The 13448-nt window shown below is 44.2% G+C and carries 13 protein-coding genes and 1 pseudogene; 7 read left to right on the plus strand and 7 right to left on the minus strand.

Annotated elements, in window-relative coordinates:
* Positions 1 to 27 precede the first annotated feature (27 nt).
* On the plus strand, positions 28 to 876 hold the full coding sequence (locus QUA13_RS11405; protein WP_333198444.1) for a PEP-CTERM sorting domain-containing protein: 849 nt from the start codon (positions 28 to 30) through the stop codon (positions 874 to 876).
* 238 nt (positions 877 to 1114) lie between these two features.
* Here QUA13_RS11405 and QUA13_RS11410 read toward each other — a convergent pair whose 3' ends face one another.
* From QUA13_RS11410 to QUA13_RS11420, 3 genes are all read right to left on the minus strand, one after another.
* Positions 1115 to 1894 carry an ABC transporter ATP-binding protein gene (locus QUA13_RS11410; RefSeq protein ID WP_333198446.1) on the minus strand — a complete coding sequence of 260 codons (780 nt, stop codon included), beginning with the start codon at positions 1892 to 1894 and terminating at the stop codon, positions 1115 to 1117.
* A gap of 83 nt (positions 1895 to 1977) precedes the next feature.
* Positions 1978 to 2838, minus strand: coding sequence for a class I SAM-dependent methyltransferase (locus tag QUA13_RS11415; RefSeq protein WP_333198448.1), 861 nt, complete (start codon positions 2836 to 2838; stop codon positions 1978 to 1980).
* Between the two features lie 105 nt (positions 2839 to 2943).
* Positions 2944 to 4509, minus strand: coding sequence for an ABC transporter permease subunit (locus tag QUA13_RS11420; RefSeq protein ID WP_333198450.1), 1566 nt, complete (start codon positions 4507 to 4509; stop codon positions 2944 to 2946).
* Positions 4510 to 4759: 250 nt separating this feature from the next.
* On the opposite strand from QUA13_RS11420, the gene QUA13_RS11425 reads away from it, so the two are divergent.
* The 3 genes from QUA13_RS11425 to QUA13_RS11435 all read left to right on the plus strand — a co-directional run bounded on the left by QUA13_RS11425 (position 4760) and on the right by QUA13_RS11435 (position 5991).
* A complete protein-coding gene (locus QUA13_RS11425) occupies positions 4760 to 5332 on the plus strand; it encodes a Uma2 family endonuclease (RefSeq protein WP_333198511.1) in 573 nt (190 codons plus the stop codon).
* Between the two features lie 99 nt (positions 5333 to 5431).
* Entirely contained in the window at positions 5432 to 5683 is a 252-nt protein-coding gene (locus tag QUA13_RS11430; RefSeq protein WP_333198452.1) for a hypothetical protein, read from the plus strand.
* Positions 5683 to 5991: a 2OG-Fe(II) oxygenase gene (locus tag QUA13_RS11435; RefSeq protein ID WP_333198454.1), complete on the plus strand. Its 309-nt coding sequence runs from the start codon at positions 5683 to 5685 to the stop codon at positions 5989 to 5991. The genes QUA13_RS11430 and QUA13_RS11435 overlap by 1 nt, the downstream gene beginning before the upstream one ends.
* Before the next feature lie 29 nt (positions 5992 to 6020).
* Here QUA13_RS11435 and QUA13_RS11440 read toward each other — a convergent pair whose 3' ends face one another.
* Complete coding sequence (locus QUA13_RS11440) at positions 6021 to 6338, minus strand: ABC transporter permease subunit (RefSeq protein ID WP_333198456.1); 318 nt, start codon at positions 6336 to 6338, stop codon at positions 6021 to 6023.
* 871 nt (positions 6339 to 7209) lie between these two features.
* Between QUA13_RS11440 and QUA13_RS11445 the strand changes: the two genes are divergently transcribed.
* The gene (locus QUA13_RS11445) at positions 7210 to 8832 is read left to right on the plus strand and encodes a glycosyltransferase family 39 protein (protein ID WP_333198458.1); all 1623 of its coding nucleotides are present in this window, start codon (positions 7210 to 7212) and stop codon (positions 8830 to 8832) included.
* Between the two features lie 488 nt (positions 8833 to 9320).
* Here QUA13_RS11445 and QUA13_RS11450 read toward each other — a convergent pair.
* The 3 genes and pseudogenes from QUA13_RS11450 to QUA13_RS11460 form a co-directional block, all read right to left on the minus strand.
* A pseudogene (locus tag QUA13_RS11450) lies at positions 9321 to 9518 on the minus strand (IS701 family transposase); the annotation flags it as partial.
* A gap of 114 nt (positions 9519 to 9632) precedes the next feature.
* The gene (locus tag QUA13_RS11455; protein ID WP_333198460.1) at positions 9633 to 10829 is read right to left on the minus strand and encodes a branched-chain amino acid ABC transporter permease; all 1197 of its coding nucleotides are present in this window, start codon (positions 10827 to 10829) and stop codon (positions 9633 to 9635) included.
* Between the two features lie 97 nt (positions 10830 to 10926).
* A complete protein-coding gene (locus QUA13_RS11460; RefSeq protein ID WP_333190147.1) occupies positions 10927 to 12276 on the minus strand; it encodes a branched-chain amino acid ABC transporter substrate-binding protein in 1350 nt (449 codons plus the stop codon).
* 324 nt (positions 12277 to 12600) lie between these two features.
* On the opposite strand from QUA13_RS11460, the gene QUA13_RS11465 reads away from it, so the two are divergent.
* Both QUA13_RS11465 and QUA13_RS11470 read left to right on the plus strand, forming a co-directional pair.
* Positions 12601 to 12897 (plus strand): DUF1778 domain-containing protein, encoded by a 297-nt coding sequence (locus QUA13_RS11465; protein WP_333198462.1) that lies wholly within the window; start codon positions 12601 to 12603, stop codon positions 12895 to 12897.
* Positions 12888 to 13409 (plus strand): GNAT family N-acetyltransferase, encoded by a 522-nt coding sequence (locus tag QUA13_RS11470; protein ID WP_333198464.1) that lies wholly within the window; start codon positions 12888 to 12890, stop codon positions 13407 to 13409. Before QUA13_RS11465 ends, QUA13_RS11470 begins: the two co-directional genes overlap by 10 nt.
* Positions 13410 to 13448 lie beyond the last annotated feature (39 nt).

Below are 13448 nucleotides of genomic sequence, written 5' to 3' on the forward strand. Positions count from 1 at the left end.
AAAAGCATTTAAAAATTTTCAAATTTCATGACATTTACCATGAAATTAAATCACAGTACCGGAGCGATCGCATTTTTATTAGCAACTCCTTTAGTAACCGGCTTGACTGTAGGCATTAGCCCTAGCAGTGCTGCAATAATCGCAGGTTCTGCAGCAGCAGTAACCATTGACAACTTCAGTCACATACCGACTGATAGAGGTACATCTACTAACATTTACACTCAGACAATAGCTAAGAACGGTTCAGTTATTAGCGAGGCAACTGCTGATGCAGTTTTTCTATCTAACTGTCACGAATTGCTGGCTGCAAATCTCTCGCAAAATAAAGTGCAAGGTGACGGCAATAACTATTCCGGTTTAGCCCAAAGTCAAGCAGCAGTTCTCGGTGACTTCGACATTGATGCCGAAGAAACTTTTTCCTTCAATTTCCAGACATTTTTATATCTTTTAACATCAGTTGACAACCGCCAATCCGAACGCGCCAGCGCGAATGGCAGTATATCTTTCTGGTTGATTAACACTGTTACTAACATTCTGTTAGACTCTTTTCAAATTGCCAGCGGTTTAGACTCTTCTAGTGGCTTTTATTTGAATGGGTTTGCCAGCAACAGCTTTAATCCCACAGCCATTAATTTTAATTTAATGGCTCAAGGAAGTGCAGCAACAAGCCTCCTGTATACTTCTGGGGTGTATTCGCGGACATTCGGCAGCGCCACTAGCTTAAGGTTAGTAGAAATTAAGAATAATATCGCAGAGGCAGAAGCAGAAGCAGTTCCCGAACCGAGCGCAGTATTAGGTACTGCAATATTTTTAGGATTGTTTATCAGGGGGCGGAAACTCAATAATAAATTGTCTCAATTCAAATCAAAAGTTTAGGAAAATTCCTGAAAATTAATTCGTAAGGTGCACATTGTGCACCTCATATCTTTTCCGTTGAATTGCTCGTTATAAAATGCTGTTGTCCGGGGCGGGTTGATAAATATTATCGATAGGAATGACAGATTTTTTGTCAAACCCGCCCCTAATTTTATTGCGGTTAATTTGCCGGAGATTCTATCATTTTTTCGTATAGTTCGCACTGCGCACTCACTTATCTGTCGGCATACAATACCGATTATCCATGTCCATCTTCTTCTTTTCCCAAATAGGCCTCAATCACACGAGGATCGGCGCGAACTTCGGCAGGAGATCCCTCAGCAATTTTAGTACCGTACTCCATAACACTGACGCGATCGCTAATTCCCATAACCACCTTCATATCATGTTCAATCAGCAAAATACTCAAATCCAACTCATCGCGAATCCGGTAAATAAAGCGAGTTAAATCAGCCGTTTCGTTCGGGTTCATCCCTGCCGTCGGTTCGTCCAAAAGCAACACTTTCGGATCGGAAGCCAAAGCCCTCGCAATTTCCAATCTCCGCTGGTCGCCGTAGGAAAGATTTTTTGCCAACTCCGGCGCTTTAGAAGCACCTAAACCGACAAAATCCAGCATACTCAAGGCTTTTTTCTTAGCTTCCCGTTCCTCCAAAATCACAGCCGGAGTGCGGAGGATTGCGCCCAACAAACCTGTTTTTAATCGGCAGTGTCTACCTACTAAAACATTATCCAGCACAGTCATGTTGTTAAACAAGCGGATATTTTGAAAAGTTCTAGCAATGCCGAAAGTTGTCAGGCGATCGGGCGGTAAACCCGTTATATTCTTCTGTTCCAAGAGCAACTGACCTGCACTCGGTTTATAGATGCCCGTAAGCATATTAAAAAATGTTGTTTTTCCGGCACCGTTAGGGCCAATTAAACTGGCGATTGAGCCTTTTTCCAAAGTTAAACTAACCTGGTTGACGGCAGTCAAACCCCCGAACCGCATTGTAAGTTGCTGTGCTTCTAATAATGACATTTTTGTTGTGTTTCCTAATATTTTAGAGTAGTGCGAGCGGGATGATCGCGAGCTTTCACGCACGCGAATCAATTTGGGATATTTTAGGACATATTCTCTAACGTACAGACAAAATAGAACTTAAAAAGATTAGATTCTAGCGAACGGCTGGGGCGATACTGTGCGTGTAAATCTGCAGTCGAAAAGTTTTCAATAACTTTGAGATTGAGTTCGTCAGCCAAAGTGGCAATATTTTCAAACCCAGTAATCCACGGTACATACATACTTTCGTATTTATCTATGTAATCATTGAGATCTTGGTAGCCCGTGGTTCTCAAAATCACCTTTTCCGACATATAATCAAAGGACAATCGGAAATTATGAACATTGTCGCGAATTTGTTCTAATACAAATATTACATCTTTTTTGTCAAGCAAGGTAGTGTTGCCTTCCCACAAGAAATATGTCGGTCGAGCGAAATCAAATTCACTCTGTTTCAGCAAAGAGATTAAACCGTCTTTTACGTAATCCCCGGGAAGGTAGCGAACATTGGCAGTAACTTTGTTAGCTTTGAGAGTTTCTTCTTTTAATTGAAGAGTCGCGCGGTCGTCTATTTCAAAATAAGTGACTTTTTCTCCATTAATTCTAGCAGCGCGAGTATCCAAACCAGAACCTAAAATAACTACTTGCTTGCAACCTCCTAAAATTTGGTTTGACAAAACATCATCAAAATATTTAGTCCTCAACTTAACCATTTCTTTAGCGGCGGGAGAGTTTTGAGCTATCTGGCTAGCTATTTTTTTTGTTTCCTCATTCAGCCAGATTTTTACTACATTATCAGTGTAAAGAGGAATTGCCTCTTCGTTCTCTTCTGCTCTAAATTCCGCAACGATAAAAGCAGTACCAGTTACATTCTTCATGGCTAATCTTTCACCCTTACTAAGTAGTTGGTTACAAATAAACATTAGATGACGAGGGGGGTTTTACACTCATAAAGTTCCTGGCATGGCACCCTATATTTTTAGCTAAACCCACCTACAAAATACTATGTTTTTTTTGTCCTTACTTATTTATTGACTTCTCGCATCTGCTAAAGACTCATTGCTCGCTTCAGCATCAGAATGCAGTTCAGCTTGGTGAATCTTATCAGGAATCAGCCCCTCCGGCCGCACGATCATCATGACAACAAGAGTTAGGCCGAATAGAAATAAGCGCATTTGAATCGGGTCTAAACTGGTTGCCAGAAAGTCTTGTAACTGGGGAATTGCAATCCTGGGGAGTACAAAAGTATTCAGGAAACCCTTGAGGACTTGCGCTAATTGTGGCAGATAAAGCCGATCGGCAGACATGATAATGATAGCGCCCAAAATCACCCCCGTCATATTGCCCAAACCGCCTAAAATCACCATACACAGGATGATTACCGACACCGAGAAATCGAAAACGCTGGGAAAAATCGCGCTGATATAGGCGGCGTAAAATGCGCCTGCAAAGCCCGAAAACGTCGCTCCCATCGCAAAAGCCGAAAGTTTGGTTTTGACCAGGTTAATCCCCATCGCACTAGCCGCTAATTCATCTTCGCGCATGGCATTCCACGCCCTCCCCAAGCGGGAATCTCGCAGCCGCGAAATCATGAAGTAAGCGAAGACAACTAGCAGCAAAATTAGGTAGTACCAGGGAAAGTAGTTGCCGGTGCTGAAAGTGCCGACGATGGGGAGAGATGGACGCCCGATCGGGTTTATTCCCGCTTCGCCACCGGTGAGGTTAAAAGGTCGATCGCACCCAACCAGACAAAGGACCAACTCGGGTTTCCCCAACAGGGAAGCAACAATCTTCGAGACTGGTTCGTCAATCCGAATCGCCGTTAAATTCCTAAAGACAACCGGGATAATTTCGCCAAAACCGAGGGTAACGATCGCCAAATAATCGCCCTTGAGCCGCAGTGTGGGAATACCCAGAATTACGCCCGCGATCGCAGCTACACCAGCGGCGATCGGCAGTACCACCCAAAAGTTCCAAGCAATATTTAACTGCCCAGAAGATAGTAAAGCTGTCGTGTATGCGCCGATCGCAAAAAATGCCGCATATCCTAAATCCAACAAACCCGCAAAACCCACCGTAATATTCAAACCCAGCGCCAGCATAATAAAGATTTGAATCTGTACTACAGTAGCAATCCAGCCAGTTTGAGCTTGAATGTCGATAAAGGGAAACAGAATTAGAATAAAAGCTAATGTCACCAGAGTTGCCAGCCGCTGGCGTTCCCCCTGCAAACCCTGCAAAGCACCCATTAACGTAGCTGTTAGAATTGCGATCGTCAAACTGCAAATCCCGTACAGCAGCGTAGTCGGCAAAGCCACAGCCGATTGCCCAGAAAAAGGTCTAATCAAAACCCCTTCTACCACACTCGCAACTAACAGCCAAACTCCCAATCCCAATCCCGCTATACTGCCGATAGTCGCACCCATTTTCGGGCTGTAAACCTTTGGCTCCTGACAGCTCATAAAGCCCGCCGCCGTACCCATCAGCCAGCCGATCACCGTGCCACTCCAACCGCCGAATAACAGAACAGTCAAAGAGCCGATCGCCCCTAAAATACCGCTCGATTTAATTGCTTTAATTATTTTTTTTGACATAGGAAGAAGTTATTAGTCATTAGTCAGTAGTTAGATGAAAGAATGCTAGGAATCGCAGTTATAGATGCGACTGACGCGGGCCGTGCCAAATTCTGCCTCAATGAATGTGAGCGACTGCTTATCGTGGAAACGCTCGATCGGGCTAGCTACAGTTTAGAGTCTTTTGAGTTCGATTATTGCACCAAAAGTGACGAAACTTCAAATATACTGGAACTGTTACCGCAACACACTTCAAACGGGCGATCGCTATATGGTACAAGCACCTCAAAAAACTATCACCCTCGACGAGTTTTTGCAACTCCCAGAAACCAAACCCGCTAGCGAATACATCAAAGGTGCGATCGTCCAAAAACCTATGCCGCAAGGAAAACACAGCAAACTACAAGGCAGACTCGTAACAGTCGCCAACGACATCGCAGAGAAACCGCAAATTGCCCTAGCTCTACCAGAACTTCGCTGCACATTTGGCGGACGTTCTATTGTTCCCGATGTCGCCATTTTTGTTTGGAATCGCATTCCCCTAGACGCTGACGGCGAAATTGCCAATACATTTAATGCTCACCCAGACTGGACAATAGAAATTTTGTCTCCATCCCAAAGCCAAACCAAAGTTACAAACAATATTTTGTACTGTTTGAATGCCGGTTGTCAGATGGGTTGGTTGGTCGATCCGGATGAAAAAAACATTTTAGCCTATCCCGCAAGGCAGCAGCCGATTTCATTGCAAGAACCAACAGATATACTTCCGATGCCCAATTTTATGCCGGAAATGCAGTTGACTTTAGGCGAAGTTTTTGGCTGGCTCAAACCAGGGAATATTTAAAACGTAAAACTAAAACGTAAAACGATCTCGCGCTTGATTTATTATTCGTCGCCGATCGCGATCGAATCATGTTGACGAAAAACTACATATCCAGCAGCCATGAATATTCATACTGACGTACCGTTTCGATTCGAGTCCGAATGCTTCCTGTGGGTCGTAGAAAACGTTTATAGTTCCAAGGAGTGCGATCGCCTGATTTCTCTGATTGAAGCATCTGCACCGGCGATCGCGACAAATAATCCGATGTTCCGCGACCAGGATCGCGTCATTAGGGACGACCCGGAAATTTCGGCAGATTTGTTTCGGAGGCTTCGTCCCCACATTCCCTCGCGCATGGTAACTTTGTTCTAGTGGGCTTGAACGAACGTCTGAGGATGTATCGCTATCGATCGGGTCAGCGATTTGCGCCTCACATGGATCATTGGTATTGTCCAAGTGATTCTCAGGTGACTCTTCACAGCGTTCTCGTGTACCTCAACGCTGATTTCGAGGGGGGAGAAACTCGCTTCACCGAACAACTCGAACATACCGTAGTCCCCAAAACTGGTATGACCGTGATTTTCCAACACAAACTCACGCACGAAGGATGTACAGTCAGAACTGGTACCAAGTATGCCATGCGTACCGATGTTATCTATGAAAGATTAGAAGGGAAGTAGCAATCGAGTTTAATTATCTACCCATCCTTTTATAAGGCAGTTCTTATATTATTATGATCAGTATCTTTTGCCATTATTTCCACCCTGCACTTTGAAACCTTCTCGCCCAACAAACCCCCTGACCGAAAATCCAAAATCACCACCAAAACCCCTAACACCCAAGCATTAGTCCAACGGCTCGAAAAATACTGATCGCTCAAAGACGAAAGCAACCCAATCAAAACCCCTCCTAACATCGCCTCCACAATATTGCCAATCCCCACCAAAACCGCTGCCGTAAAAGCCCTCAAACCCGCCGTAAACCCCTCGTAAAAACAATAGTATTGTTGTACTGTTGTACAGACCAACCAGAATCCCAGTCGAACCCGCCAAAGCTCCCCCAATCAAAAAAGTCAGAGCAATAATCTGAGCCACATTCGCTCGCCCAGCGCCAATCCTAAAATCCCTGGCGGAAAATCATTTACCGCTGTCCCTAGCCAAATCTTATTTTATAGGAAAATAAATATTTCTACTTCATCAAGTTCTGCGACCCGGGGAATTGTGTCTGCTTCGTAAGCATCAGGGAGTAATTATCTTACTTGTTTTGCCCAATTGAGAATGCGGGTGTGATATAATTTTTTCATCCTCTCAATTGCCCGCTAATTCCATGCAGTTTACATACATTGAAAGACATTCACGTTTAACTTTTTGTGCATAACCCCGCGATTGAGGCAGTCTATAAATTTCCTGAAATAGTCAACATAAATCTAATTAGGTTTAGCTATTTTATTCCAAATTTTATTGACATGACTTGACAGGCATTCAAGACATTCCTTGTATTTTTATTTAATGTTCATTATTTTCTTGCTCTTTCACTCCCTCACTCGGAGATCATTTCAGCAACGCCGGTTTTCTATAACTGCGATCGCTTGGGGAGAATTTTTCAGATATATGATAAAACTGTTGATTCTTCCTATTTCTCTTTTGTCGTCATAAATAGGAATTTTCAAGCACAACTCGATATCAGACAATTAAAACAAGAATTACGCAGGAGATAACCTGCAACCTTTTGGGGGAGCAGGCTGTGAAGGCTCCCCCTCTTTGCTAATTAGCGTACTCCACTTGACCAAGAGATATGCCCAGGTGTAAAGTTAGTTAGCTAGCGCTGCCCTTGTCTAGGTTCCACTAGCTTACTGCGTAGTTTTACAGGTCAAATATTTTTTATATCATCAGAGCAAGATGAAAATTCCAATTTATAGGAACACCACTTATCTCCTGATATCAATTCTTGTAGTGGCAGCTATTTTGCGATTGATTAATATCAATCAGCCATTTATTGATAGCTTTAGTTGGCGGCAGTCAAGCACAGCCATGATGGCAGAAAATTTCTATCGCAGAAATTGGAATATCTTCTACCCTGAAGTTAGTTGGGATGGGCCAGGGCCTAGCTATAATGGACGGGAATTTCAAACAGTTACTTATATTACAGCCCTTCTCTATACTTTATTGGGACAGCATGATTGGGTGGGACGCAGCGTCGTTGTCCTGTTTAGCTTGTGGGGAATATTTGCCTTCTATCAGTTAGTTTCGCGTATTTGGGATCGGGATCGCGCTCTTATGAGTGCCGCAATTCTCGCAATTTTTCCAGGAAATATATATCTGGATCGGTCTTTCCTTCCCGACCCGGCAATGGTTGCATTGGTTGTCACAAGTTTCTGGATGCTGATTGCTTACCTACAAACTGACCGCTGGTACTATTTATTACTTGCCACCCTCTTTGCAATTTGGGGCTTTTTAACCAAACTACCAGGTTTAATCATTGGCATTCCGATGCTCTATACAATATTTTTTGTCCTGGCTCATCGAGGATTACTGCGCCCGAAAAAGCTAATAGTCATTGGAGTAGCTGCTATTTCCATCCTCCTGCCAGTAATTGCCTATTATTTGTGGGCGAGGCATCTTGCTCTCACCTATCCGCCTTACCACTTTGCTGGCAGCGGGAACTGGCTTTGGGATAGTCAGTTACGTGAATGGTGGCAACAAAAATATTTTTTTCCTAAACTATATAATCATATTTATAACTGGCTTTGGACATTTCCCATCATGATCCTTGTTGCTATTGGTTTGTTCCTTCCTCCTCATTATAAACTTCCTACCCTGGAATCTGAGGATCAGTCAAGTCATGTAGCTGTACCAGTACCAGCGATGTTTCATTGGTGGATACTTGCTTTTGCCATTTATTACTTCATTGGCGCTCAACAGCTTGTCGCAAATCCCTCTAACTTAAATATTGTCAACCCAGCCGCCGCCGCTCTAGCAGGAAATGGTTTGATAGCACTTGCTTCATTCGCCAAGCGAGTCGGAGGTTCATCTTCAGCATTAGCACTCATAACGGCAATACTACTAATCATTTCTGGAATTGGTTATAAACAGTTAAATAAATCTTGCTATTATCCTTGGGCAAAAGATGGCTACGAATTAGGAATAGCTTTGCAGCAAATAACTCAACCAAGTGACCTTGTTGTTACCATAGCTAATCGTGGAGGTGGCGATCCGGTCGCTATCTATTATAGTCAACGACGTGGCTGGGTTTTTCCTCCTCAGAGGTATCAAGGCAGCATTGGAAAAAATAGGGTTGGTTGGGAAGATAAAATAAAAGATGATACTTTAATTGTACTCTTGAAAGACTTGATTATCCAGGGAGCAGATTGGATGGGAATTGTTAAATATGACAATAATCAAATAGCAAAAGATAACTCTAAATTGGTTGCGTACATTCAAAAAACATTGGAACTCTATCAAGAAACACCCAACTGGGTTATTTATCGAATTCCTCCCAAACTTAAAACAACCAAGCGCTAGAACCATGAGACTTTGGGGTCTTCTTTGTCGGGAGTAGATTGTTGAGATGGCATGAGTGAGTGGGTCACTGGACAATCCATATAAGCTGTTGTGCATTTAAACTGTGATACAAGCATTACCCCCGAGGGGGTGACAACAAGAGTCAAAACATTGATAGAATCAAGGACATAGCCCTCATACCCCTCTGAAAAAATCGTAGTTTATTGCGCCTAATTCCGATGAATGAGCGTAATAATAATGTCTTGACTTGCATTCCATGCCAACTCCCTCCGCAACGCTCGGCCCAACATTGACCAGATAACCCAATCCAGAAACTACTATGGCGACGTATCGAGCGCCCCTATTCAGTTAACCTACCCACATATTTTTGAATTCCCATTGTCTTGATTTTTTGACCTTGAATCACAGCACAACTGTAAGTAATGGCTATCAATAATATCAAATTTATGACGGGTTGACAACCCCGTCAGGGCGCGGCTGTTAAAACAATGGTGTAATTTGTGGTAAATTACTCCGACGGCGTTTGTCGCCATCTGCGAGAGGTTTTTTCGCTCCCGATCTCCCAATAATCCGCTTAAATAGTTCCTAAACTCCCGTTTTTGAGCTTGATGACCAAAGATATCGTCAAATCTTTGAAACCATTTATCAAAGCAGGGGGGCCTCGCAGCGGGGATGGTCTTTTTCATTGCTCATTACTTTAACGTTAAATGCTTGCAGAGCAAGCATTATAACTCATTTAGCTCGTATTTTTTGTTTAAGTCCCGATAAGTATCTCTTGCGATTATTTAAACCCCGAAATTTCAAACCTTCTCCTGAACATTCTCACCCAACAAACCCCCTGGCCGAAAAGCCAAAATCACCACCAAAACCCCAAACACCCAAGCATTAGTCCAGCGGCTCGACAAATACTGATCGCTCAAAGACGACAGCAACCCAATCAAAACCCCCCCCAACATCGCCCCGACAATATTGCCAATACCCCCCAAAACCGCCGCCGTAAAAGCCCTCAAACCAGCCGTAAACCCCATCGTAAAAACAATAGTATTGTTGTACAGACCAACCAGAATTCCAGCCGAACCCGCCAAAGCTCCACCAATCAAAAAAGTCAGAGCAATAATCTGATCTACATTAATCCCCATAATTTTAGCAGCATCGCGGCTTTGAGCCGTTGCCCGCATCGCCTTTCCCAGACGAGTGTACTGGACAAACAGATGAAGCAAAACCATCAATACCACAGCCACCACCAACACAATTAAATCTTTCGTAGTAAATACAATACTCGTTTGAATTCCCAAAAACTTGAGAATATCAACTCGCGGCAACAAATCGGGAAAACTTTTCGGAGCCGCCGAATTAGAACCCATCACCGGAATAAAAGCTTTCAATCCTCCCCAAAATAACCCCATATTTTGGAAAATAAAAGAAACTCCAATCGCTGAAATTAAAGGAGCCAAACGGGGGGCATTTCGCAAAGGTCGATAAGCGTACTTTTCGACAACAATATTCAGTCCAGCACAAAACACCGAACATACAATTAAACCGACTAACATCACCGGTATAGCAATACCTAAAGGCGCGCCGTCTTGAATGCCAAAAGCACCGAACACTGTTAGGGAAGCAAAAGCACCCAACATATACAAATCGCCGTGAGCAAAATTGATTAACTCAATAATGCCGTAAACCATCGTGTAACCCAAAGCAATAATTGCAATCAGCGCCCCGTTGACCAAACCCACTAACAATTGTTGAATCAAAACTTCAGGACTGCTGGCTATTTCTCCTAAAATTTTCGGCAAATCAAATCCTGCGATCGGGCCTAATAGCAAAACTATATAAACTACACCTAGATATAAGAGAATACTTTTCCAGTTTTTCATGTTTTTGAGTAATTGGGAATTGGGAACTGGGAATTGGGAATTGAGAATTGGGAATTGAGAATTGGGAATTGGGAATTGGGCATCGGGCATGGGACATTGGAGGGAGAAGGAAAAAGGCATAACTTTTTATTATCCCTTCTTCCTTCTTCCTTCTTCCCGATATCCATTACATCCGTTATAAAATCCGTTGCCGAACTTCCCTCTTCCTTCTGATTAATTATTCCGTCTTGAGCGCATTCACGAACTCCCACTTACCGCCTTTAACAACATTTCCTGACATTGTAGTCAAGCTCGTGTCGCCGTTGGTGTCAAAACTCCAAGTGCCGAGTACCCCGTTAAAGTCTTTAGTTGCCAAGACAGCTTCGCGGATAGCAGCGCGGTCATTTTTGCAAACTTTATTAATTGCGCCGATCGCAACTTTAGCAGCTTCATAGGCGTATGCTGCATAAGCTTCCGGTTCAGCATTATATTTTGCCTTGTAACTTTCGTACCACTTCGCACCCACACCAGTCAATTCTTGAGGAGGCAAACCGCCAAAAGTAGCATAAACTCCTTCGGCATCTTTGCCTCCGGCATCGATTAAAGCTTGATCTTTAATGCCGTCCGGCCCCATGAACTTGACTGTATCAGCCGTCATCCCGACATTTCTGATGTCTTTAATTATTTGTCCGGCGTTGCTCTGAGTAGTGCCGCCGAAGTAAATCAGGTCTGGATTTAAAGCTTTGATCTTATTCATTAACGCCTTGTAGTCGCTAGCTTTAATATCAATTCCCTCTCTTCCGAGGACTTGAATTCCCAACTTTTTAGAAGTAGCTTCAAAAACATCAGCGATGCCTTTGCCGTAGAGTTCTTGGTCGTCGAGAATGTAGACTTTTTGCACGCCTAAAGATTTTGCCCAGTTGCCAGCTACAGCACCTTGAAGGTCGTCAGCGGGGACAACGCGGGTGAAATTGCGAGTGCCTGCGGGATAATAAACGTTGGGTTCTTTGGCTTCGCCTTTTCCTGGTTTAGTCAGTCCCGGATAAGTGTTAGCCGGACTGATCATGACGATGTTAGCTTGGTTGAGCACGGGAATGGAAAGTTTGGCTGCACCGGAGTTATAGTGACCGATGGCGGCAACTACCGAACCGTCAGCAACGGCTTTGTTCGAGTTGGAGGTTACTTGACCCGGGTCCCATTTGCCGGCGGCGGCGGTGGCATCGTCGAGCACTTCGTATTCGATTTTGATTTTGCCGTCGCAAGCTTTGGAGTCGGTTTCGGCAAGTGCTTGTTTGATGCCGTTGACCATTGTTTGAGATTGACCCAATGCGCTACCCGTCATGGGCAGCATGGAGACTATTTTGACGGTATTTGGATCTCCTGGGCTGCTGACTGCGACGGGAGTGGCTGCGGGACTGGTTCCGGTAGTTGTGGCGGTGGGTGCTGGAGGATTTTGACAGCTAGCGCACAGAGATGCTATCCCGGCGGCGAGGAGTAATGTCCGCAGCCCCCCGGTGTTGAGATTTTGTGTTGGGTTGGTTTTTGTGGGTGTGGGACTTTTGCCCCCTGACTTCTGGGAAAAGTTCATAGGTTGGTTTGTTTGTTGCTTGCGTCTTAGCATATTTTCACTCTGTAAGTCTGTAAGTCAAGAGTTAGCACAAGTTTAAAAAATTTGTGTCAACTATCAAAAACAGACCTAGAAAGGCAACATCAGGACTTAGGCCGCTCCTGTCTCAGGGGCGGCGGGTGCTGCCCGTAAAATGCGTGAGTTCACGATTCCATCGCGCTTAACTAGATCCGCGATCGAAGATTTCAGTAGATGTGTGGACATTGTGTATACAAAAAATCATAATATAAATATGCTAGGGCTACTAGCTCAAATTACTACTGTATCTAGCCAGAGGTAACTGTTATGCACCCGCCAGCATCTGAAGAGTCAGTCAGCCACACCCGCGATGTGACAATCAACATTCGAGCTAAGCCGAATCAACGCGCTCTCATCGATCGCGCGGCCCAATTACAGGGAAAGAGCCGATCGGAGTTCATGCTTGAATCAGCTTACCAAAAAGCTCAAGATGTGATTCTAGACCGCTGTTTTTTTGGGTTAGATGAACTTAAATTTAAGCAATTTTTGGCGCTGCTGGATGCACCGCCGACGGCAAATCAGAAGCTAAACGCATTACTAAAAACAAAATCTCCGTGGGATTAGATCGAGATTTAGGCCAACTCTGCCCGCCTGAAAAACTGAACTCGTTACATCAAATTGAGACCTTTGATTCAGGCAACAGTCAGTTAGATGAATGGCTCAAGCGCCGCGCTCTGAAAAATGAGTCAGAGGGGGCTTCACGGACTTATGTTTTGTGCGATCGTCAAGCAGTGATTGCGTACTATTGTCTTGCAACTGGAGCAATAGCACAAACTGCTGCAACGGGTAAAGTCCGGCGCAATATGCCCGATCCGATTCCTGTTATGGTGATTGGACGGCTTGCAGTCGATCGCAACTGGCAAGGTTCCGGCATCGGACGCGCTTTGCTGCGGGATGCAATTCTTCGCATTTTGCAAGCTGCTGAGATTGCAGGAATACGTGCAATTCTCGTACACGCTATCTCCGAAGATGCGAAGCAGTTTTACCAGAAGTGCGGGTTTACTGTTTCGCCGATCGATCCAATGACACTCATGGTGAAAATTAGCGATGCCATTGCTTCACTTGAGCTAAAGTGACAGATCGCCATTTCAACTTTGAGTTAAATCATCTTGTCA

The sequence above is a fragment of the Microcoleus sp. S28C3 genome, from assembly GCF_036700785.1.
Taxonomy (GTDB): domain Bacteria; phylum Cyanobacteriota; class Cyanobacteriia; order Cyanobacteriales; family Microcoleaceae; genus Microcoleus; species Microcoleus asticus.

Coding starts and splice junctions, on each gene's coding strand:
- QUA13_RS11445 (WP_333198458.1), top strand. CDS start 7,210: ATGAAAATTCCAATTTATAGGAACACCACTTATCTCCTGATATCAATT.
- QUA13_RS11455 (WP_333198460.1), bottom strand. CDS start 10,829: ATGCCTTTTTCCTTCTCCCTCCAATGTCCCATGCCCGATGCCCAATTC.
- QUA13_RS11465 (WP_333198462.1), top strand. CDS start 12,601: ATGCACCCGCCAGCATCTGAAGAGTCAGTCAGCCACACCCGCGATGTG.
- QUA13_RS11460 (WP_333190147.1), bottom strand. CDS start 12,276: ATGAACTTTTCCCAGAAGTCAGGGGGCAAAAGTCCCACACCCACAAAA.
- QUA13_RS11405 (WP_333198444.1), top strand. CDS start 28: ATGACATTTACCATGAAATTAAATCACAGTACCGGAGCGATCGCATTT.
- QUA13_RS11430 (WP_333198452.1), top strand. CDS start 5,432: ATGAATATTCATACTGACGTACCGTTTCGATTCGAGTCCGAATGCTTC.
- QUA13_RS11425 (WP_333198511.1), top strand. CDS start 4,760: ATGGTACAAGCACCTCAAAAAACTATCACCCTCGACGAGTTTTTGCAA.
- QUA13_RS11415 (WP_333198448.1), bottom strand. CDS start 2,838: ATGTTTATTTGTAACCAACTACTTAGTAAGGGTGAAAGATTAGCCATG.
- QUA13_RS11420 (WP_333198450.1), bottom strand. CDS start 4,509: ATGTCAAAAAAAATAATTAAAGCAATTAAATCGAGCGGTATTTTAGGG.
- QUA13_RS11410 (WP_333198446.1), bottom strand. CDS start 1,894: ATGTCATTATTAGAAGCACAGCAACTTACAATGCGGTTCGGGGGTTTG.